The organism is Mesorhizobium sp. M4A.F.Ca.ET.020.02.1.1 (assembly GCF_004022645.1).
Taxonomy (GTDB): Bacteria; Pseudomonadota; Alphaproteobacteria; order Rhizobiales; family Rhizobiaceae; genus Mesorhizobium.
The window spans coordinates 1-19576 of record NZ_RZOI01000036.1; the positions used below are offsets into that span (position 1 = coordinate 1).

A 19576-nucleotide genomic window follows, 5' to 3' on the forward strand; every position below is an offset into this window, starting at 1 on the left:
GTCTCGGCGCTGACCGAGCCGGTTTCGGCATGCATCTTGTGGTCGGCGGTGTCGTCCGCCTTGACCGGCAGGAAGGTGCCTGCGCCGACATGCAGGGTGACGAAGCGGCGCTCGATCCCTTTCGCGTCCAATGCGGAGAACAGCTCTGGCGTGAAATGCAGCCCGGCGGTGGGCGCGGCGACGGCGCCCTCCTCCCTGGCATAGATGGTCTGGTAGTCCCTGCGGTCGCGCTCGTCGTCATCGCGCTTGGAGGCGATGTATGGCGGCAGCGGGATGTGGCCGACCGCATGCAGCGCCTCGTCGAGAAACGGACCGGACAGATCGAAGCCAAGCAGCACCTCGCCCGCCTCGCCCTTCTCGATCACCGTGGCGTCGAGCCGGCCGAGAAAGCAGGAATTGGTGTCATGGCCGAAATGGATGCGATCGCCCGCGGCGATGCGCTTGCCTGGCCGCATGAAGGCCTGCCAGCGGTCGGGCGCCACCCGCATGTGCAGCGTTGCCTCGACCTGCGCCTGTGCCTCGCCGCGCTTGCGGATGCCCTTGAGCTGCGCTGGAATGACCTTGGTGTCGTTGAAGACGAGGACGTCGCCTTCCTTGAGCAGCGACGGCAGGTCGCTCACCGCGCGGTCGGCCAGCCCCGCGCCGCCCGGTCTGACGACCAGCATCCTGGCGCTGTCGCGCGGCTCGGCCGGACGCAATGCAATGCGGTCTTCCGGCAGGTCGAAATCGAAGAGGTCGACGCGCATCAATAGAGCCGGATGAGCAGCGCTCCGGCGAGCAGCAACGCGGCGCCGGCAATGCGGCCGAGCGAGATCTCGTGCACCGCCACGCCCAGGAAGCCGGCGCGGTCGATGAGCATGCCGGCCAGCAGTTGGCCTGCGACCAGGAACGCCATCAGCGCGGCGGCGCCGATACGTGGCGTCAAAATCGTCGAGAGCGTGACGTAGAAGCCGCCGAGCATGCCGCCGGCGATGAACAGCCATGGCGCGGGCGCTTTCCAGTCTAGCGAAATGCCCTGCAGCTTCACCACCACGAGAGCGATGATGCCGAGCACGACCGCGCCCGACAGGAACGAGAACGCAGCCGCGGCGACCGGGAGGCCCAGGCCGCGCGCCAGCTGCGAATTGATGGGCGCCTGAACGGCGATAAAGGCGCCGGACAGGATGCCAAGCAGGGACCAGACGGCGCCCATCATCGTGGTTTCACACCTTACTTGACGTCGGCCGCGACCTTGAGCGACACGATCTTGTCGGGATCCTGCACCGGCTCGCCGCGCTTGATCTTGTCGACATTTTCCATGCCTTCGATCACCTGGCCCCAGACCGTGTACTGGCGGTTGAGGAAGGCGGCATCGTCGAAGCAGATGAAGAACTGCGAGTTGGCCGAATTCGGGTTCTGGGCGCGCGCCATCGAGCAGGTGCCGCGACCGTGGTTGGCGTTGGAGAACTCGGCCTTCAGGTCGGGCTTGTCCGAGCCGCCCATGCCCGCGCGGGAAGGCGCGAAGGAGGCCTTGCTCGAATTGCCGAACTTGACATCGCCGGTCTGCGCCATGAAGCCGTCGATGACGCGGTGGAAGACGACGCCGTCATAGGCGCCTTCGCGCGCGAGCTCTTTGATGCGGGCGACATGGCCGGGCGCCAGGTCGGGGAACATTTCGATGACGACGTTGCCCTTGGTTGTTTCCATGATGAGCGCGTTTTCGCGGTCCTTGATCTCAGCCATGTCAGATATCCTTTTGAGAAAACAGATTTATTTGTCGGCGGCGATACGCACTTTGACCATGCGGTCGGGGTCTGCGACCGTGCCGTTGTCCGCCTCGTCGCCCTTCTTGATGTTGTCGACCAGCTCCATGCCGCTGACGACATTGCCGACGATGGTGTACTGGCCATCGAGTGACGACGCCGGCGCGAACATGATGAAGAACTGCGAATTCGCGGAATTCGGATCCTGCGAACGGGCCATGCCGACCACGCCGCGCTTGTAGTGCTCGGTTTGCGAGAACTCGGCCGGCAAGTCAGGCAGGTCGGAGCCGCCGGTGCCGACGGCCTCGGGGTTGAAGCCCTTCTTCATGTTGCCGAACTTGACGTCGCCGGTCTGCGCCATGAAGCCGTCGATGACGCGGTGGAAGGCGACATTGTCATAGGCGCCCTCGCGCACCAGCTTCTTGATCTGCGCGACGTGCTTGGGCGCCAGATCGGGGCGCAGCGCGACGGTCACGTCGCCGTCCTTCAGCGTGATGATCATAGTGTTTTCCTTGTCGGCGGCGAAGGCCGGGAAGGATGCCGCCACGAGGCCGGCCAGCACGACGAGGAACGAAGCGAGCTTCTTCAGCTGCATGGAAGTCTCCGGAGTTTTATTTCGCGAATTTGGCGGTGAGCGCGCCGGCGACGGCCGCCGGCACGAAGGGGCGGATGTCGCCTCCCATCGAGGCTATCTGGCGGACAAGTGTGGCGGTAATGGTTCTGACCGACGGGCTGGCGGGCAGAAAAACCGTCTGCAGTTCCGGCGCCATGGTCTCATTCATGCCGGCCATCTGCATCTCGTAGTCGAGATCGGTGCCATCGCGCAGGCCGCGTATCATGATCGAGGCGCCCTCTCTCCTCGCCGCGTCGATGACCAGGCCATCGAACGCCACGACCTTTATGCGGGCGCCGTCGCGACCGAACTCGGCCTTGGTCGCCGCTTCGATCAGCTTCACCCGTTCCTCGAATGAAAACAGCGGCTTCTTGCCGGGGTGGATGCCGATCGCCGCATAGACGATGTCGGCCACGGCGAGCGAAGCCTTCAGCACGTCGAGATGGCCGTTGGTCAGCGGGTCGAAGGAGCCTGCGTAAAGGGCGATGCGTTCGGTCATGGCAGGCTTCTAGCGGGCGCGCGGACGGAAGGCAAATCCGATTGATGCGGCATCCGTGAACCTTTTCGCAGACTGAACGACAGATGAATGCGACGATCAGGAACGTTTCACGCAGCGTTCACTAGGTTGCCGCTTCAGGAGATGAAACCAAAGTCCCATCTATCCGTTATTAGGCGCAGGAGAACACGCACATGCTGATCTACATGCTAGCCACCGCAATGACAGTCGCCATGCTGATCGCCACCGCATTCGGTCTGCATCAGGAAGCCGTGCGCGTTCGCGCCAAGACGAACACGCGGCGCTTCGAAGTCCGCAAACCCTATCGCCACTACTGAATTGCGCCCCGCTTGATTGCGCGAACAGTCCCGATTGCGCCGGCCGTCTGGCCGGCGTTGCTGTTTTAAGCTTATTCGGCAATATCCGGAGCATCGTCCGTGGCATCGGCCTCGCCTTCGACGCTCTCTTCCTCATCCGATTGCGGTTCCGAAATCCGCTCCACCGAAACGACCTTCTCGCCTTCGGCCGTGTTGAAGATGGTCACGCCCTTGGTGGCGCGGCTGGCGAAACGGATGCCGTTGACGGGGACGCGGATGACCGTGCCGCCGTCCGACACCAGCATGATCTGGTCGTCATTGCCAACGGGGAAGGTCGCCACGAGACGACCGATCTCGGCCGTCTTCGACACGTCGGTGGCGCGGATGCCCTTGCCGCCGCGCCCGGTCAGTCGAAAGTCGTAGGACGAAGATCGCTTGCCGTAGCCATATTCCGTCACCGTCAGCACGAGGCGCTCATGCTCCTTGAGGAATTCGTAGCGTTCGTCGGAAAGCTCCGCCTCCTCGCCGATCTCCTCATTGGTCAGCGCGATCTCTTCCTCTTCACCGGCAACACCGGCGGCAAGCCGCCGCTCCGCGGCCGCCCGCTTCAGGTAGGCGGCGCGCTCGGCGGGCGAAGCGTCGACGTTTTCGATCACCGACATGGAGATGACCCGGTCGGTCTCGGCCATGGCGATGCCGCGCACGCCGACCGAGTTGCGGCTCTGGAAGACGCGCACGTCGCTGACCGGGAAGCGGATGCACTGGCCCGAATTCGCCGTCAGAAGCACGTCGTCATTGTCGGTGCAGGTCTCGACGCCGAGGATCTCGTCGCCTTCCTCCTCCAGCTTCATGGCGATCTTGCCGTTGCGGTTGACCTGGACGAAGTCGGACAGCTTGTTCCTGCGCACGGTGCCGCGCGTGGTGGCGAACATCACGTCGAGCTCACCCCAGCTTGCCTCGTCCTCGGGCAGCGGCATGATGGTGGTGATGCGCTCGCCCTGCTCCAGCGGCAGCATGTTGATCAGCGCCTTGCCGCGCGACTGCGGGTTGCCGATAGGCAGTCGCCACACCTTCTCCTTGTAGACGATGCCGCGCGAGGAGAAGAACAGCACCGGCGTGTGCGTGTTTGCGACGAACAGGCGAGTGACGAAATCCTCTTCCTTGGTCGACATGCCGGAGCGGCCCTTGCCGCCGCGGCGCTGCGCCCGGTAGAGCGAGAGCGGCACGCGCTTTATGTAACCGGAATGGCTGACGGTGACGACCATGTCCTCGCGCTGGATCAGGTCCTCGTCTTCCATGTCCGCGCCGCCGTCGGAGAGTTCGGTGCGGCGCGGCGTGCCGAACTCGTCGCGGACCGCGATCAGCTCGTCCTTGACGATCTGCTGGATGCGCGCGCGGGACGACAAAATGTCAAGATAATCAACGATCTCGGCGCCGATCTTGTTCAACTCGTCGGCGATCTCGTCACGGCCGAGCGCAGTCAGGCGCTGCAGGCGCAACTCGAGAATGGCGCGGGCCTGCTCTTCCGACAGATTATAGGTGCCGTCCTCGTTGATGCGGTGGCGCGGGTCGTCGATTAGCTTGATCAGCGACGCGACGTCGTGGGCCGGCCAGCGCCGTTCCATCAACTGCTCGCGCGCCGTCTGCGGATCGGGCGCGGTGCGGATCAGCTTGATCACCTCGTCGATGTTGGCAACGGCGATGGCGAGACCGACCAGGACGTGCGCGCGTTCGCGCGCCTTACGCAAAAGGTACTTGGTGCGGCGGCTGATCACCTCCTCGCGGAAACCGACGAACGCCTTCAGCATGTCGATCAGCGTCATCACTTCCGGCTTGCCGCCGTTCAGCGCCACCATGTTCGCGCCGAAGGAGGTCTGCAGCGGGGTGAAGCGGTAGAGCTGGTTGAGGATGACATCAGCGACGGCGTCGCGCTTCAGTTCGACGACGACGCGGTAGCCCTGGCGGTCGCTCTCGTCGCGAATGTCGGAAATGCCCTCGATGCGCTTGTCGCGCACCAGCTCGGCCATCTTCTCGATCATCGAGGCCTTGTTCACCTGATAGGGAATCTCGGTGATGACGATCGATTCACGGTCGTTGCCGCGCGCCTCGATATTGACGCGGCCGCGCATGACGATGGAGCCACGGCCGGTCGAATAGGCGCTGTAGATGCCTGAACGGCCAAGCACGATGCCGCCGGTCGGAAAATCCGGACCGGGCACGATCTCCATCAGTGTCGGCAGGTCGATTGCAGGGTTGTCGATGAGGGCGATGGCGCCGTTGCAGACTTCGCCGAGATTGTGCGGCGGGATGTTGGTGGCCATGCCGACGGCGATGCCGCCGGAGCCGTTGACCAGAAGGTTCGGGAAGCGGGCCGGCAGAACCTTCGGCTCGCTGCCCGACGCGTCGTAGGTGTCCTGGAAGTCGACGGTTTCCTTGTCGATGTCCTCCAGCAATTCATGCGCGACCTTGGTCAGCCGCGACTCGGTGTAGCGCATCGCCGCCGGCGGATCGCCGTCGATCGAGCCGAAATTGCCCTGCCCGTCGATCAGCGGCACGCGCAGCGACCAGTCCTGCGCCATGCGCACCAGGGCGTCATAGATAGAGGCGTCGCCATGCGGATGGTACTTACCCATCACGTCGGCGACCGGGCGCGCCGATTTCACATACTTGCGGTTCCAGTGGTAGCCGCTCTCATGCGAAGCGTAGAGGATGCGGCGATGCACCGGCTTCAGACCGTCGCGCACGTCGGGCAGCGCGCGGCTGACGATCACGCTCATGGCGTAATCAAGATAGGAGCGCTGCATCTCCTCGATGATCGAAATCGGCTCGATGCCGGTCGGGCCGCCGTCGGCGCCGCGCGGTGTCTTCTGGTCGGTCAAATCAGGTCACAATCCAGTCGGGAATCACTCGCTGCTTATATAGGAAGCGGCGCCGAAACTCCAATCTTCGTGGCGCTTTTCCAGAGACAATTTTGGCGGCAATTTCAAAAGGATACCGCTGATTGCGACGATATGGCCACGGTGGGTTTCGCCGCCGCCGGGGCTGGTTCGTCGCCGATCGCCGTCACCGAGAGCGACCGCAAGTACGCTGAACCGGCCCCGGTGGCCGCGTTACGGGCGCCCTCAGTAGCCGCCAGTCCGGCGCGCGCGGTAGGCGCCAGGCGCTTCTCCCATCTCGCGCCTGAAGCGGCGGTTGAAGGTCGACAGGTCGCTGAAACCGGCGTTGAAGGCGATCGTCGAGATCGCCGTGTCGGAGGTGCGCAGTCGCACGGCGGCCTTGTGCAGCCTGGTTTTGAGCAGGAACTGGTAAGGCGTCATCCCGGCGACTTGCCGGAAGCTGCGCAGGAAATGATAGGGGCTCGTCGCCGCGCTGCTGGCGAGGTCGGCGAGCGACAGCGGGCGGTCTGCTTCGAGTTCGATCAGCCGCACCGCCTCGGCGACCCGTTTCTGGTCGCGACGGCTCGGCGCGCGGGCGGCATAAACGGCATCCGAGCTCGTCCTGACCACCGCGCCGGCAATGCGCAGGCCGAGTTCCTCGAATGCGTCGGCGTCGCCGGTTTCCCGCGCGGCTTCCGCTTCCGCCAGCAGCGGCGCAAGCGCCGGCAACGGCGGCAGGCGCGGCGCGGCGAAGCCAAGCCGCATGGCGCCGGGCACGTCGGCGACAATGCGCTCCATATAGGTCGGCGAAAAATGGAAGGAGAGGCAGCGGTCGCCGGCGCCGTGCTCATGCCCGCACTCATAGCAGGCGCCGGGATTGCCGAGCAGGATCGCGCCGGGCGCAAGCATCGCCGTGCCCTCGCGTGTCCGGTAGCGGAACGTGCCCTGGGTTACCGCGGCAACGCAAAAGCCGCGATGCTCTTCCTCGAACGGGCTGTCGCCGACGCCGGCGGTGCACACGACGTCCGACACCTGCCAGCCCCGGCCCGAGACGATTTTCTTCTCACGCGTCGTCATCGCCCGAAAGTTAGCAATTTTCCCCAAGCGCAGAACCCTTTCCTGCCTCTATTGGTCGTGCTCTCCTGACAAACGAGGCAGTAGTCATGATCGGTTCCTTCGCTGAGGCCCTGCACAGCGGCGAGCCCAACCCCGGCCTAGCCGAAAAGCTGGCGCTCTATGGGCGCTTCGTCGGCGCCTGGACATTCGACGCCACCCGCCATCTCGAGGACGGCACGGTTCTTACCGGGCGTGGCGAGGTGCATTTCGGCTGGGTTCTGGAGGGCAAGGCGATCCAGGACGTGTGGATCCTGCCCGCGCGCAATACTGGTGTACAGACATCTCTCGGCGCGTGGACGTTCTACGGTACGACCCTGCGCGTCTACGATCCCGGGGTCGATGCCTGGCACATCTTCTGGAGCGATCCGCGCAACCAATACTACAGCCGGCAGCTCGGCCGCGCCGAGGGCGAGACGATCGTGCAGGTCGGCGCCGATGGCTCCGGCGCGTCGGTGCGTTGGAGCTTTTCGCGCATCACCGAGAATTCGTTCCGTTAGCTCGGCGAGCGCTCGCATGACGGCGGCGCCACCTGGCGGCTCGAGGTCGAATTCCTCGCCCGCCGCACGACTTGAGGCTGATCGGCTACCCTAATGAAAAAACGGAGAAAACGATGCTTGACCACATCTCGCTCGGCGTTGGCGACACAACTGTCTCGAAGCGCTTCTACGATGCCTTGCTGCAACCACTTGGCTATGGCTGCCTCAGCCAGTCGCCCGGCTCGCTCGGCTATGGCGCCAATGCAGTGGCGCTCTGGGTGAATGAAGCCGCGCGGCCGGTGCCGGCGGACACGGAGTCCGGCCTGCATTTCTGCTTCGCCGCGCCGACGCGAAAGAGCGTCGATGCCTTCCACGCGGCCGCGTTGCGTGAGGGCGGCAGGGACAATGGCCCGCCTGGCTTGCGCGCCGCTTATGGTGAAAACTACTATGCCGCCTTCGTCATAGACCCTGACGGGTACCGGCTCGAGGCTTACTGCGGCAAAGCTGAATAGCCGGCTGAAATCCCCTCCCTTCCTGTTCCCACCGCTCCCGCTTTGCTCTACCAATTGACGAGCTTGGGCTTCGCCCGGCGGGAGGGGACCAGCGATGCCGAGCTTCGACAGCCTGTTCAATGCCTTCGTCACCATACTGGTGACCATCGACCCGCCCGGGCTGGCGCCGCTTTTCCTCGCTGTGACGCGCGGCATGAACCGCGAGGAGCGCCAGCAAGTTTCGGTGCGGGCCTCGGTGATCGGCTTCCTGGTGATGGCGCTGTTCGCGGTTGCCGGCGCCTCGATCCTGTCGGTGTTCGGCATCACGCTGCCGGCCTTCCGCGTCGCCGGCGGTTTCCTGCTCTTCTTCATCGCCTTCGAAATGGTGTTCGAGCGCCGGCAGGACCGCAAGGAGAAGATCGGCGACGTCGCCATCACCAAGGACATGATCCACAATATCGCCGCCTTCCCGCTGGCGATCCCGCTGATCGCCGGCCCGGGCGCGATTTCGGCGACGGTGCTGCTGTCGGGACACTTCGACGGTTTCGCGGCGCAGGCGGCGCTGGTTGGCATCATCTTCGTCTGCCTCGCCATCACCTATCTGGTGTTCGTGCTGGCGGAGCGCATCGACCGCATCCTCGGCCAGACCGGCCGCTCGATCCTGACGCGGCTGCTCGGCGTCATCCTGGCGGCGCTCGCCGTACAGTTCGTTGCGGACGGCGTCAGGGCACTAATGGCTGCCTAAGCGGGACCCCTGCTGCCTTATTTCGCGGCGGTATCGACGACCTCGAAATCATGCGTGACCGTCGCCGTCTTGGCCATCATCGCGGTCGCCGAGCAGTACTTTTCGATCGAGAGGTCGATCGCGCGCTTCACCTTTTCATGCGAGAGCCCGCGGCCCTTGACGATGAAATGCATGTGGATGCGGGTGAAGACCCTGGGCTCCTTCTCTGCCCGGTCGGCGTCGAGCTCGACGACGCAATCCTCGATCGCCTCGCGGCCTTTTTCGAGGATGTGGACGACGTCGTAGGCCGAACAGCCGCCGGTGCCGATCAGCACGAGCTCCATCGGGCTCGGCCCCGGCGTTTTGCCCTCCGGGCCGGACGCTGTTCCGAGGACAACCTTGTGGCCGCTGCCGGACTCACCGACGAAGGTGCGTTCCTCGACCCATTTGACGCGTGCTTTCACGGCATTTTTCCTTGCGAGGCCTTGGCCAGCCTATTGACCGAACACGACCGTATGCATGATCCGGCCAGGCAGCAGCGTGAAGATGCCGGCGCCGATCAAGGCGAAGACATAGAGCTTGATCATGGCGCCGCGATGCGCGGCGACGCGATGGGTGTGCGCATACCACACCGCCAGCGGCGCGGTGACCAGCACCAGGATCGACAGCAGATGGATCGGACTGAACGGGCCGATCAGGCGGATCTGCTGGATCCAGAAACTCGAGACGGCGATGACAAGCATCAGCGCCGCCCAGGCATAGCCCATCACGCGGTGGCTCGGCGTGCCTTGCGGAAGCGCCAGCTGCGCGCCGCCAATCGCCAGGGCGGCAAGGGCCGCGAATGCATGCCACGGAATGGGAGGGGGCGCGGATAGCAATGGTCCGAGCGACATCTCCCCTCCTCAATGCCGGTTACGTGGGGCGCTCAGAACGGGATCTCGTCGTCGAGTTCGCGCGACGCACCGCCGCCGCCACCCCTGGAGCCGCCACCGCCGCCGCCGCGGCTGAAGCTGTCGTTCGTGCCGGACTGGCCGAAATCCGAGCCGCGGCTGCTGTTGCCGCCACCGGCATAGCTGCCGACCTGACCGCCGCCCTCGCCGCGCGCGTCGAGCATCTGCAACTCACCACGGAATTTCTGCAGCACGACCTCGGTCGTGTAGCGGTCATTGCCGGTCTGGTCCTGCCATTTGCGCGTCTGCAACTGGCCCTCGACATAGACCTTCATGCCCTTCTTCAGATACTGCTCGGCCACCTTGGCGATCTGGTCGTTGAAGATGACGACGTTGTGCCACTCGGTCTTTTCCTTGCGCTCGCCGGAATTCTTGTCGCGCCAGCTTTCCGAGGTGGCGATGCGGATGTTGACGACCGGCTCACCCGAGTTCAGGCGGCGGATTTCCGGGTCCGCCCCGAGATTGCCGACCAGAATGACCTTGTTGATGCTACCCGCCATCGTACTTCTCCGCGCTCATCCGAAACAAATTTTTGACGCCGCACCTTACAGCTTGCGGGCAATCGCCGCCCGTCGTGACTGGCTTTTCCCACAAGGTTTTTGTTCTCTTTTCGTTCTATGATGTGGGCGATGCGCTGTCAATGGTTGTCAGCAGCATGTAGTGTTCCGGCCCGGAATTTCCACGTGATCGGGAACGGATGGGGTGCCAGGTGAAGTCGATCGCACATGGGGACCAGCAGCGCGAGCAATGGCGGGCGGGCGTCGAGACACGCATGCTGGTATCGGCCAGCAACGGCGCGGCGCAACTCTGCATATTCGAACAATGGGTCGAGCCCACGGTCGGCGCCCCGACCCATTGGCATTCGGTCGAGGAGGTGCTCACGGTCGTCGCCGGGATGGCCGAGGTGTGGATCGATGACCAGCACAGCGTCCTGACGTCAGGCCAGTCTCTCATCGTCCCCGCGCACAGGAAACATGGCTTCCGCAACGTCGGCGACGAACCGCTTCACATCCACGCGGTGTTGGCGTCGCCGATCTTCGAGGCCACCTTCGATGGAGCGGCCGGGCTGGTGAGGCGCTGGCTTCCGCAAGGTTCGTAAACAGCGCTTGCCAAATCAATAAGTATCGACTTATGCTTCTGCCATGATTGAGGCAGAGATTTTCCGCGCGCTGGCCGACCCGACACGGCGCGCCGTCTACGAGCGGCTGGTCGCCAGCGAGATGACCGTGTCGGAGCTGCGCATCGGCATGACGGTGTCGCAGCCGGCGGTGTCGCAGCATCTGGCGGTGCTGCGCGGCGCAGGCCTGGTGGTCGAGCGGCGCGCCGGCCGCAATGCCTATTACCGCGCAGCGCCGGAAGGGCTTGAGCCGCTGCTCGGTTGGATCGAGCGCTACCGCGCGTTCTGGCCGGAACGCATCGAGAAACTGAAGACAGTTTTGAAGGGAATGGACCAATGACGGCAACCGAACGTCCTCCTGCCGATGCGTCGCTCAACTTCGAATGCGAGCTTACCGATCCGCCTGAAAAAGTCTGGCGCGCGCTGACCGAAGCGGAATTGCTGGCGGCCTGGATGATGCCGAACGACATCACTCCCGAAGTGGGCAGCCGTTTCGCCTTTGACGGGCCAGAGGCGCCGATCGAGTGCGAAATCCTCGAAGCCGAGCCCGGCAGGCTGCTGCGCTATTCCTGGCGCGAGCGGCCAAGCAAAGGCAATGGCGGACGGCAAGTGCCGCTCGACGGCCGATTGGACAGCATCGTCACCTTCACGCTCGACCCGACGGTTTCCGGCGGCACGCACCTGCGCATCGTCCATGAGGGCTTTGCGCGCATGCCCGCCGTCGCCATGGCCGGTGCCGGTTGCCGGCACGCCTTTGGCGCGGGCGGCACGAAACGGGCGATCGCGGCGAATGCGCCGCAGTTGCGGCGCGCGGCCTGAGCAAGGAACCAAGGGAGAGACGAAATGAGCGGTCTTGCCAATCTGGTGCCGATGGTGATCGAACACTCGAGCCGCGGCGAACGCGCCTTCGACATCTTCTCGCGGCTGCTGCGCGAACGCATCATCTTCATCAACGGAGAGATCAACGACGGTGTGTCGGCGCTGGTCTGCGCCCAGCTTCTGTCGCTGGAATCCGACCATCCCGACAAGGAGATATCGCTCTACATCAACTCGCCGGGCGGCGTGGTGACCAGCGGTTTCGCCATCTATGACACCATGCAGTACATCTCCTGCCCGGTGTCGACCGTGTGCATGGGCTTTGCCGCCTCGATGGCGTCCTTCCTGCTGATGGCCGGTACGCCTGGCCGGCGCATCGCACTGCCCAACGCCAGCATTGTGCTGCACCAGCCGCTCGGCGGCTTCCAGGGCCAGGCGTCCGATATCCAACGTCACGCCGAAGGCATCATGCGCACCAAGCGGCGCATGACCGAGCTCTATGCTCATCATTGCGGCCGCACCTACGAGGAGGTCGAGCGCACGCTCGACCGCGACTATTTCATGACCGCCGAGGAGGCCAAGGCCTGGGGTCTTGTCGACCATGTCTACGACACCCGCAAGAAGGCGGCATGAGGCCGGCACGCGGCAAAGTGATCGCGTGCGGTCTGGCATCGCTTCTGCGCCGCCAATATAGTCCGGCGATGACCAGCAAGCGTTCGTCCAGACTCCTGCGCATCGTCGCCCTCGCGACCGCGAGCATGTTGGCGGGCGCCGCCTTCGCCGATGACAGTTCGACACAGAAGGCTGCTCTGCCCGGCGTGAGCAGCGACTATCGCATCGCCAAGCCCGCCCCGCAGCCCGAGCCCGAGGACGCGCTGCCCGCCAGCGGCAACGGCCAGTTCAAGATCGGCGATACCGATGTCAGGATTTCCGGCAGCATAACCATCGACATGGCGACGGGTGGGATCAGGCCGCCGAGCCATTAAGGTGCTTTGAACGTCGGCGCTGCCGCCGCGTCGTGGAATGCGAGCGCCGCCAGCCGCTGAAATCAGATCTCCGCTTCGCCTTCGAGATAAAACACGCACTGCCCTTCGAGCTCGACACGCTCGCCAACCGCGCGGCACGTGATCTCCCCGCCTCGCTTCGATGCCTGATACGCACGCAACTCTGTCTTGCCGAGGCGCGGAGCCCAATAGGGCACCAGCATGCAGTGCGCGGCGCCGGTCACCGGATCCTCAGGAACTCCTTTCGCTGGAGCGAAGTACCGGCTGACGCAGTCGTACGCTTCATCACCTGCTGCCGTCACGATGACACCGGGTCGGTCCAGACGAGCAATCGCCGCCATGTCTGGCGTAAGTGAGCGCACAGTGCTCGCGCTGTCGAGCACCGCCATGTAGTTGAACGCGTTCACCCAGACTTCAACAGGTTCGACGCCGAGGGCATGCGCGAACCCCGGCGGGACCGCCGCGGCTTTCTCCGACGGGCGCGCCGGAAAGTTCAACACGTAGCCCGCATTCACACGCGTAACCACGAGCGGCCCGCTCTTCGAATGAAACACGACCGACTGACGACCCGGCTCGAGCCGCTCCATCACGACCGCCGCGCTCGCAAGCGTCGCGTGTCCACAAAGCGGCACTTCCGTGACGGGCGTGAACCATCGAAGCCGATAGTCGCTCCCCTCGCGAACGAGAAACGCGGTCTCCGCCAGATTGTTTTCGGCGGCTATGGCCTGCATCACCGCGTCGTCCGGGAAGCTGCCCATCGGCATGACCGCGGCGGGATTGCCGGCAAATCGCCGGTGAGCGAAGGCATCGAGCTGGAAGATGGGTGTACGCATGGGATTGAGATGGATTGAACTCACGGCCCACCAATCGCGCCATGTATCGGTCGACGTTGACGTAGGACGGGTGCGCCATCGGCACCGAGTGCCATCGCTGGCGCAAATTTAAGCCCCGCCGCTGCTTCTACAGTCTGACGGGGCTTTCATGGATCTGAAATCCAACTTTTGCCGGGAGTGTTCTGCCGGCGTTTGATTTCGGATGCTCCGCGGCGTTCAGCCGACGATCCGACTATGGTCTCTGATTGTTGGGAATCGGCAAGTCACGGTTTGTCGGGCAGCGCTCACGCCAAGCCCTGGCACTTATGCCCGCCGTGGCTCCATCATCGTGTGGAGCCTCAAGGGACTGTCCGGTGGCGTCATGCTCCGCTCCTGGGTCCGTTGCGACAATTGTCGTCCGAAGCGCAAATCGCAAAGCCTGCGGCGTCTCGCAGGCCACCTTTGGGTGGCGAGGCCATCGAAAGACAGCCGGCTCCGTTGACCCCCGGACACTGCTCCCGTGAGTCGGAGACGTCAACCGTTGAAAAGCCGATTAACGGAAAATGTGATCACCGGGAGGTTACGTCCAGGTCAGGTCGAGGCGGGATTTCCACACCGCTTTGTCAGGAGCGTGTTCGGCCTTTGTTCTTTCCGCTTGCCCGCCCGCGCGAAAGACGGTTAAACGCTTCTGTTGAGAGTTGTGGCGTCTCTCGACGTGGCGGGAAAACTACCTACATAGGGGATGGCCGGGAAACCCCGCCACTCCAGCAAATTCCAGACCTGAGGCGGCGACCGGCGATGGCCGACCATAAATACCTTTCCATTCGCGGGGCGCGCGAACACAATCTGAAGAATGTCGATCTCGATCTGCCGCGCGACAGCCTGATCGTCATGACCGGCCTGTCAGGCTCCGGCAAGTCGTCGCTCGCCTTCGACACGATCTATGCCGAGGGCCAGCGCCGCTATGTCGAGAGCCTCTCGGCCTATGCCCGCCAATTCCTGGAGATGATGCAGAAGCCGGATGTCGACCAGATCGACGGGCTGTCTCCCGCCATCTCCATCGAGCAGAAGACAACTTCGAAGAACCCGCGCTCGACGGTCGGCACCGTCACCGAGATCTACGACTACATGCGGCTTCTGTTCGCGCGCGTCGGCGTTCCCTATTCGCCGGCCACCGGCCTGCCGATCGAAAGCCAGACGGTCAGCCAAATGGTCGACCGCGTGCTGGCGCTTGAGGAAGGCACGCGCCTGTTCCTGCTGGCGCCGATCGTGCGCGGCCGCAAGGGCGAGTATCGCAAGGAACTCCTGGAGCTGCAGAAGAAAGGGTTTCAGCGCGTCAAGGTCGACGGTGTCTTCTACGAGATTGCCGACGTGCCGGCGCTGGACAAGAAGTACAAGCACGATATCGATGTGGTCGTCGACCGCATTGTCGTGCGCGGCGACCTGGCGACGCGACTTGCCGATTCCATGGAGACGGCGCTTAAGCTCGCCGAGGGCCTGGCGGTGGCCGAATTCGCCGACAGGCCGCTCGACGCCAGCCTGACCGGTGAGGATTCGGTCAACAAGTCGAAGAACGAGACGCATGAGCGCATCCTGTTCTCGGAAAAATTCGCCTGTCCGGTGTCAGGTTTCACCATTCCGGAGATCGAACCGCGGCTGTTTTCCTTCAACAATCCGTTCGGCGCCTGCCCGACCTGCGACGGTCTCGGCAGCCAGCGCGCCATCGATGCCAATCTGGTCGTGCCCGACGAGAACCTTTCACTGCGCGACGGCGCAGTCAGCCCGTGGGCGAAGTCGACCTCGCCCTATTACGCGCAGACGCTGGAAGCGCTGGGCAAGGCCTATGGCTTCAAGCTCGGCGACAAGTTCAAGGATCTTTCCGCCGAGGCGCGGGAGGCGATCCTGCACGGCACCGGCGAGCGCGAGATCACCTTCCAGTATGATGACGGCCTGCGCTCTTACAAGACGACCAAGACCTTCGAGGGCGTCATCCCCAATCTCGATCGGCGCTGGAAGGAGACCGAATCCGCCTGGATGCGCGAGGAGATCGAGCGCTTCATGTCGGCCACCCCCTGCCCCGCCTGCAATGGTTATCGGCTGAAGCCCGAGGCGCTGGCGGTGAAGATCGCGGGAAAACACATCGGCGAGGTCACCGAGCAGTCGATCCGCAAGGCCGACCAGTGGTTCACCGAATTGCCGGCGCAGCTCAACGACAAGCAGAACGAGATTGCGGTGCGGGTGCTCAAGGAAATCCGCGAGCGGCTGCGCTTCCTCAACGATGTCGGCCTCGACTATCTGACGCTTTCGCGCAATTCCGGCACGCTGTCGGGCGGCGAGAGCCAGCGCATCCGGCTCGCGTCGCAGATCGGCTCGGGCCTCACCGGCGTACTTTATGTGCTGGACGAGCCGTCGATCGGCCTCCACCAGCGCGACAATGCACGCCTGCTCGACACGCTGAAGCACCTGCGCGACATCGGCAACACGGTGATCGTCGTCGAGCATGATGAGGACGCCATCCTGCATGCCGACTATGTCGTCGATATCGGCCCGGCCGCCGGCATCCATGGCGGCGAGATCATCGCGCAGGGCTCGCCGCAGCAGATCATGGCGACGCCGGCCTCGATCACCGGCAAATATTTGTCCGGCGAACTCGAAGTGGCGACGCCGGCCGTGCGCCGCGAAGCGAAGAAGAACCGGCGCATCAAGGTCGTCGGCGCGCGCGGCAACAATCTGAAGAACGTGACGGCGGAAATCCCGCTCGGCACCTTCACCGCGGTCACCGGCGTGTCGGGCGGCGGCAAGTCGACCTTCCTGATCGAGACGCTGTTCAAGGCGGCCTCGCGCCGCATTATGGGCTCGCGTGAACATCCGGCCGAGCATGACCGCATCGAGGGGCTGGAGTTCCTCGACAAGGTCATCGACATCGACCAGTCGCCTATTGGACGGACCCCGCGCAGCAACCCCGCCACCTATACCGGCGCCTTCACGCCGATTCGCGACTGGTTCGCGGGCCTGCCGGAAGCCAAGGCGCGCGGCTATCAGCCGGGCCGCTTCTCGTTCAACGTCAAGGGTGGCCGCTGCGAGGCCTGCCAGGGCGACGGCGTCATCAAGATCGAGATGCACTTCCTGCCCGACGTCTACGTCACCTGCGACGTTTGCCACGGCAAGCGCTACAACCGCGAGACGCTCGACGTGCTGTTCAAGGGCAAGTCGATCGCCGACGTGCTCGACATGACGGTCGAGGAAGGCGTCGACTTCTTCGCTGCGGTGCCCAGCGTCCGCGACAAGCTGGAGACGCTGAAGCAGGTCGGCCTCGGCTACATCCATATCGGCCAGCAGGCGACGACGCTGTCCGGCGGCGAGGCGCAGCGGATAAAACTCGCCAAGGAACTGTCGCGCAAGGCGACCGGCAAAACGCTCTACATCCTCGACGAGCCGACCACCGGCCTGCACTTCCACGACGTCGCCAAGCTGCTCGAAGTGCTGCACGAGCTGGTCGACCAGGGCAACACGGTGGTGGTGATCGAGCACAATCTTGAAGTCATCAAGACCGCCGATTGGGTGCTCGACCTCGGCCCCGAAGGCGGCGACGGCGGCGGCGAACTGGTCGCCTCCGGCACGCCGGAAGCGATCGTGCGCGAGAAGCGCAGCTACACCGGCCAATTCCTCAAGGAGTTGCTGGAGCGGCGCCCCGGAGGCAAGCGCGAAGCGGCTGAGTAAGTGCGCAAATGGCCAGTGCCTGGAGAGCGTTTGAATGACATTCAGAAAGGCGCTTGCGGCTGATCTCCCCGCCGTCGTCGCGCTAACCACGGCCGCCTATGCGCCCTATACCGCTCTGCTCGGCGCGCCGCCGATGCCGGTCACGGAAGACTACGGGCCGCGCATCGAGCGCGGCGAAGTCTGGCTGCTGGAAAGCGGCGCTGAACTTGCCGGGCTGATCGTGCTCGAGCGCCATGCCGACCATGTGATGATCTTCAGCGTCGCGGTCCCCCCTACCTTCCAAGGCAGAGGTCACGGCATCAAGCTGCTCAATTTCGCCGACGAGCAGACACAGTCATGGGGTCTGCCGGAGGTGCGGCTCTACACCAATTCGCGGATGGAGCGGAACATCGCGCTCTATGCGGCCTATGGTTTCCGGGAAACGGGTCGCCGGGCCCACCCCTACCGGCCAGGATGGATTGTGGTCGACATGGTCAAGCCGGTCGACCAAGCCGCCTGATAGCCTTTTTGAAACTGGGAGGATGACAATGGCCAGCCAAGGAACGATCCGCTCGGGCATGGGCGGCTGGACGTTCGAGCCGTGGGACACGTCTTTCTATCCTGACAAGCTGTCCAAGACCAAGCAGCTCCAATACGCCAGCCGGCAGGTGCCGAGCATCGAGGTCAACGGCACCTTCTATTCCAGCTTCAAGGAGCCGACCTTCGTCAAATGGGCGAACGAGGCGCCTGACGGTTTCGTCTATTCGCTGAAGGGCAACCGCTTCGTCACCAACCGTCGTGTGCTGGGCGAAGCCGGCGAGTCGATGATGCGTTTCCTCGGCTCCGGCGTTGCCGCGCTCGGCGACAAGCTCGGCCCGATCCTGTGGCAGTTCGCGCCGACGAAGAAGTTCGATGCGGACGATTTCGAAGCCTTCTTGAAGCTGCTCCCCGAGAAGCAGGACGGCGTCGCGCTGCGCCACGCGCTGGAAGTCCGGCACGACAGTTTCATCGTGCCGGAATTCGCGGCGCTGGCCCGCAAGTACAAGGCGGCGATCGTCTATGCCGACCATGCCAAATATCCTCGGATTGCCGACGTCACCGGCGATTTCGTCTATGCGCGGCTGCAGACCGGCAGCGACGACAATCCCGACTGCTACACGCCGAAGGCGTTGGATGAGTGGGCGGCGCGCGTAAAAACCTGGGCGGAGGGCAAGCAGCCGGCCGACCTGCCGCGCGTCGATGCCAAAATCGACGCGCCGGTCAAGCCGCGCGACGTGTTCGCCTATTTCATCACCGAGGGCAAGGTGCGCGCACCGTTCGGCGCCATGGCGCTGATGAAGCGCGTGACGGGCTGACGCGGCAAAATCTCGGTATCTTCGCGGATATCGTAACGGTATCGACACTTCCTTGCGGCACTAATAGCCGACGCCAGAGCAGACTCTGGCGCCGCCGCCGGCAAGGACAGGGCATGCTGCTCGACTACAATTCAATGCTGCTGGCGGTCGGCTTTTCCGCCGCCTGCCTCAGCATGACGTTGTTCGGCACATGGCTGACCGCCCGCTCCGACAGTTTCCTTCTGACCTGGGCCATCAGCGTGCTGGTGATCGTCGGCGAGGTGTTCGTCTATGACGCCTATATCGAAGCCCCTGGGCCTGTCCTCGGCGTTCTGACGCTGGCACTTCTGCTGCTCGGCTTTTCGGTGATGCTGGGTGCCGCCCACCAGTTCAGGACAGGGCGCTCGCCATTGCCGCGCGTCCTGGTGGGCGCCGGCATTTCGCTCGCTTTGGCGCTGCCGCCCATGGCGCTCGGCTATGACGGGCTTGGCTTCATGCTGGAGAATTTCCTTGCCGGCCTGCTGCTGTTCGCGACGGCGCATGAATACTGGCGCGGGCGGGAGGAAGCGCCTGCGCCGCTGCAGGGTGTCGCCCTGCTCTATTCGCTGACCGCGGCTTCGTTCGTGCTGTGCGCGGCGGTGCTGGGCTGGGACGGCAGGCTGGTGCTCGGCCACGCGCCGAGCAACTGGGCCGAGGATCTCAGCCTCATCATCGTCATCGCCTCGATGACCGGCATCGGCGGGCTGTCGCTGGCGCTGAACCAGGGGCGGCTGGCGCAGCATCACCGGCGCAATGCGCTCACCGACCCGCTGACCGGCCTGCTCAACCGGCGCGCGCTGTTCGACCTGCATGGCGAGGCGCCGGTCGGCGCTTTCATGGCGGTGGTGGTGTTCGACCTCGACGGCTTCAAAGCGATCAACGACGAGTTCGGCCATGCCGCCGGCGACGCGGTGCTGAAAGTGTTCGCCGAGGAACTCGCGGCCAATCTTCAGC

At 64.2% G+C, this 19576-nt stretch carries 23 protein-coding genes and 1 pseudogene; 13 read left to right on the forward strand and 11 right to left on the reverse strand.

Annotated elements, in window-relative coordinates:
* The 5 genes from EN742_RS04650 to coaD all read right to left on the reverse strand — a co-directional run.
* Positions 1-746 (reverse strand): S-adenosylmethionine:tRNA ribosyltransferase-isomerase (locus tag EN742_RS04650; RefSeq protein WP_128332493.1); only part of this gene is annotated, 746 nt, incomplete at its 3' end.
* Positions 746-1195, reverse strand: coding sequence for a DMT family transporter (locus EN742_RS04655; RefSeq protein WP_127405799.1), 450 nt, complete (start codon positions 1193-1195; stop codon positions 746-748). The genes EN742_RS04655 and EN742_RS04650, both read right to left, overlap by 1 nt.
* Positions 1196-1209: 14 nt before the next feature.
* Positions 1210-1722, reverse strand: a complete 513-nt coding sequence (locus EN742_RS04660; RefSeq protein ID WP_126054738.1) for a peptidylprolyl isomerase — start codon at positions 1720-1722, stop codon at positions 1210-1212.
* Positions 1723-1749: 27 nt separating this feature from the next.
* Entirely contained in the window at positions 1750-2244 is a 495-nt protein-coding gene (locus EN742_RS04665) for a peptidylprolyl isomerase (RefSeq protein WP_245455680.1), read from the reverse strand.
* 109 nt (positions 2245-2353) lie between these two features.
* Positions 2354-2854, reverse strand: a complete 501-nt coding sequence (gene coaD / locus EN742_RS04670) for a pantetheine-phosphate adenylyltransferase (protein ID WP_126054740.1) — start codon at positions 2852-2854, stop codon at positions 2354-2356.
* 191 nt (positions 2855-3045) lie between these two features.
* On the opposite strand from coaD, the gene EN742_RS04675 reads away from it, so the two are divergent.
* Positions 3046-3189 (forward strand): hypothetical protein, encoded by a 144-nt coding sequence (locus tag EN742_RS04675; protein ID WP_126054741.1) that lies wholly within the window; start codon positions 3046-3048, stop codon positions 3187-3189.
* Positions 3190-3260: 71 nt separating this feature from the next.
* On the opposite strand, the gene gyrA is transcribed toward EN742_RS04675, so the two are convergent.
* On the reverse strand, positions 3261-6047 hold the full coding sequence (gene gyrA / locus EN742_RS04680) for a DNA gyrase subunit A (protein ID WP_126054742.1): 2787 nt from the start codon (positions 6045-6047) through the stop codon (positions 3261-3263).
* Between the two features lie 243 nt (positions 6048-6290).
* Positions 6291-7121 (reverse strand): AraC family transcriptional regulator, encoded by an 831-nt coding sequence (locus EN742_RS04685; protein ID WP_128332495.1) that lies wholly within the window; start codon positions 7119-7121, stop codon positions 6291-6293.
* An 86-nt stretch (positions 7122-7207) separates the two neighbouring features.
* On the opposite strand from EN742_RS04685, the pseudogene EN742_RS04690 reads away from it, so the two are divergent.
* From EN742_RS04690 to EN742_RS04700, 3 genes and pseudogenes are all read left to right on the forward strand, one after another.
* Positions 7208-7732 (forward strand): annotated as a pseudogene (locus EN742_RS04690) (hypothetical protein).
* A 38-nt stretch (positions 7733-7770) separates the two neighbouring features.
* Positions 7771-8148, forward strand: coding sequence for a VOC family protein (locus EN742_RS04695; RefSeq protein WP_126054744.1), 378 nt, complete (start codon positions 7771-7773; stop codon positions 8146-8148).
* Between the two features lie 94 nt (positions 8149-8242).
* Positions 8243-8872: a MarC family protein gene (locus tag EN742_RS04700; protein WP_127407398.1), complete on the forward strand. Its 630-nt coding sequence runs from the start codon at positions 8243-8245 to the stop codon at positions 8870-8872.
* A gap of 17 nt (positions 8873-8889) precedes the next feature.
* Here the strand turns inward: EN742_RS04700 and EN742_RS04705 are convergent, their stop codons facing one another.
* From EN742_RS04705 to ssb, 3 genes are read right to left on the reverse strand one after another with little or no spacing between them, the layout of a single operon-like run.
* Complete coding sequence (locus EN742_RS04705) at positions 8890-9315, reverse strand: OsmC family protein (protein ID WP_126054746.1); 426 nt, start codon at positions 9313-9315, stop codon at positions 8890-8892.
* A 30-nt stretch (positions 9316-9345) separates the two neighbouring features.
* Positions 9346-9744 carry a DUF2306 domain-containing protein gene (locus EN742_RS04710; RefSeq protein ID WP_126054747.1) on the reverse strand — a complete coding sequence of 133 codons (399 nt, stop codon included), beginning with the start codon at positions 9742-9744 and terminating at the stop codon, positions 9346-9348.
* A gap of 32 nt (positions 9745-9776) precedes the next feature.
* Positions 9777-10301 (reverse strand): single-stranded DNA-binding protein, encoded by a 525-nt coding sequence (gene ssb / locus EN742_RS04715; protein WP_127423167.1) that lies wholly within the window; start codon positions 10299-10301, stop codon positions 9777-9779.
* A gap of 209 nt (positions 10302-10510) precedes the next feature.
* Between ssb and EN742_RS04720 the strand changes: the two genes are divergently transcribed.
* The 5 genes from EN742_RS04720 (at position 10511) to EN742_RS04740 (ending at position 12720) form a co-directional block, all read left to right on the forward strand.
* Complete coding sequence (locus tag EN742_RS04720; protein WP_245455471.1) at positions 10511-10900, forward strand: cupin domain-containing protein; 390 nt, start codon at positions 10511-10513, stop codon at positions 10898-10900.
* Between the two features lie 43 nt (positions 10901-10943).
* On the forward strand, positions 10944-11258 hold the full coding sequence (locus EN742_RS04725) for a metalloregulator ArsR/SmtB family transcription factor (RefSeq protein ID WP_126054750.1): 315 nt from the start codon (positions 10944-10946) through the stop codon (positions 11256-11258).
* Complete coding sequence (locus EN742_RS04730) at positions 11255-11737, forward strand: SRPBCC domain-containing protein (protein ID WP_126054751.1); 483 nt, start codon at positions 11255-11257, stop codon at positions 11735-11737. The genes EN742_RS04725 and EN742_RS04730 overlap by 4 nt, the downstream gene beginning before the upstream one ends.
* A 24-nt stretch (positions 11738-11761) precedes the next feature.
* Complete coding sequence (locus tag EN742_RS04735) at positions 11762-12367, forward strand: ATP-dependent Clp protease proteolytic subunit (protein WP_126054752.1); 606 nt, start codon at positions 11762-11764, stop codon at positions 12365-12367.
* A gap of 68 nt (positions 12368-12435) precedes the next feature.
* On the forward strand, positions 12436-12720 hold the full coding sequence (locus tag EN742_RS04740) for a hypothetical protein (RefSeq protein WP_126059081.1): 285 nt from the start codon (positions 12436-12438) through the stop codon (positions 12718-12720).
* Between the two features lie 62 nt (positions 12721-12782).
* Here the strand turns inward: EN742_RS04740 and EN742_RS04745 are convergent, their stop codons facing one another.
* Positions 12783-13571 (reverse strand): PhzF family phenazine biosynthesis protein, encoded by a 789-nt coding sequence (locus EN742_RS04745; protein ID WP_126054753.1) that lies wholly within the window; start codon positions 13569-13571, stop codon positions 12783-12785.
* A 777-nt stretch (positions 13572-14348) separates the two neighbouring features.
* Between EN742_RS04745 and uvrA the strand changes: the two genes are divergently transcribed.
* The 4 genes from uvrA to EN742_RS04770 form a co-directional block, all read left to right on the forward strand.
* A complete protein-coding gene (gene uvrA, locus EN742_RS04755; RefSeq protein ID WP_127406880.1) occupies positions 14349-17270 on the forward strand; it encodes an excinuclease ABC subunit UvrA in 2922 nt (973 codons plus the stop codon).
* A gap of 34 nt (positions 17271-17304) precedes the next feature.
* On the forward strand, positions 17305-17769 hold the full coding sequence (locus EN742_RS04760; protein WP_127406881.1) for a GNAT family N-acetyltransferase: 465 nt from the start codon (positions 17305-17307) through the stop codon (positions 17767-17769).
* 28 nt (positions 17770-17797) lie between these two features.
* Positions 17798-18604: a DUF72 domain-containing protein gene (locus EN742_RS04765; RefSeq protein WP_128332494.1), complete on the forward strand. Its 807-nt coding sequence runs from the start codon at positions 17798-17800 to the stop codon at positions 18602-18604.
* Positions 18605-18717: 113 nt separating this feature from the next.
* Positions 18718-19576: GGDEF domain-containing protein (locus tag EN742_RS04770; RefSeq protein ID WP_148670027.1), on the forward strand; the 859-nt coding region annotated here is incomplete at its 3' end.

What these genes read in the sequence shown, in the direction of transcription:
- EN742_RS04655 (WP_127405799.1), bottom strand. Translation starts at nt 1,195, where the DNA reads ATGATGGGCGCCGTCTGGTCCCTGCTTGGCATCCTGTCCGGCGCCTTT.
- EN742_RS04660 (WP_126054738.1), bottom strand. Translation starts at nt 1,722, where the DNA reads ATGGCTGAGATCAAGGACCGCGAAAACGCGCTCATCATGGAAACAACC.
- EN742_RS04665 (WP_245455680.1), bottom strand. Translation starts at nt 2,244, where the DNA reads ATGATCATCACGCTGAAGGACGGCGACGTGACCGTCGCGCTGCGCCCC.
- coaD (WP_126054740.1), bottom strand. Translation starts at nt 2,854, where the DNA reads ATGACCGAACGCATCGCCCTTTACGCAGGCTCCTTCGACCCGCTGACC.
- EN742_RS04675 (WP_126054741.1), top strand. Translation starts at nt 3,046, where the DNA reads ATGCTGATCTACATGCTAGCCACCGCAATGACAGTCGCCATGCTGATC.
- EN742_RS04685 (WP_128332495.1), bottom strand. Translation starts at nt 7,121, where the DNA reads ATGACGACGCGTGAGAAGAAAATCGTCTCGGGCCGGGGCTGGCAGGTG.
- EN742_RS04695 (WP_126054744.1), top strand. Translation starts at nt 7,771, where the DNA reads ATGCTTGACCACATCTCGCTCGGCGTTGGCGACACAACTGTCTCGAAG.
- EN742_RS04700 (WP_127407398.1), top strand. Translation starts at nt 8,243, where the DNA reads ATGCCGAGCTTCGACAGCCTGTTCAATGCCTTCGTCACCATACTGGTG.
- EN742_RS04710 (WP_126054747.1), bottom strand. Translation starts at nt 9,744, where the DNA reads ATGTCGCTCGGACCATTGCTATCCGCGCCCCCTCCCATTCCGTGGCAT.
- ssb (WP_127423167.1), bottom strand. Translation starts at nt 10,301, where the DNA reads ATGGCGGGTAGCATCAACAAGGTCATTCTGGTCGGCAATCTCGGGGCG.
- EN742_RS04725 (WP_126054750.1), top strand. Translation starts at nt 10,944, where the DNA reads ATGATTGAGGCAGAGATTTTCCGCGCGCTGGCCGACCCGACACGGCGC.
- EN742_RS04730 (WP_126054751.1), top strand. Translation starts at nt 11,255, where the DNA reads ATGACGGCAACCGAACGTCCTCCTGCCGATGCGTCGCTCAACTTCGAA.
- EN742_RS04735 (WP_126054752.1), top strand. Translation starts at nt 11,762, where the DNA reads ATGAGCGGTCTTGCCAATCTGGTGCCGATGGTGATCGAACACTCGAGC.
- EN742_RS04740 (WP_126059081.1), top strand. Translation starts at nt 12,436, where the DNA reads ATGACCAGCAAGCGTTCGTCCAGACTCCTGCGCATCGTCGCCCTCGCG.
- EN742_RS04745 (WP_126054753.1), bottom strand. Translation starts at nt 13,571, where the DNA reads ATGCGTACACCCATCTTCCAGCTCGATGCCTTCGCTCACCGGCGATTT.
- uvrA (WP_127406880.1), top strand. Translation starts at nt 14,349, where the DNA reads ATGGCCGACCATAAATACCTTTCCATTCGCGGGGCGCGCGAACACAAT.
- EN742_RS04760 (WP_127406881.1), top strand. Translation starts at nt 17,305, where the DNA reads ATGACATTCAGAAAGGCGCTTGCGGCTGATCTCCCCGCCGTCGTCGCG.
- EN742_RS04765 (WP_128332494.1), top strand. Translation starts at nt 17,798, where the DNA reads ATGGCCAGCCAAGGAACGATCCGCTCGGGCATGGGCGGCTGGACGTTC.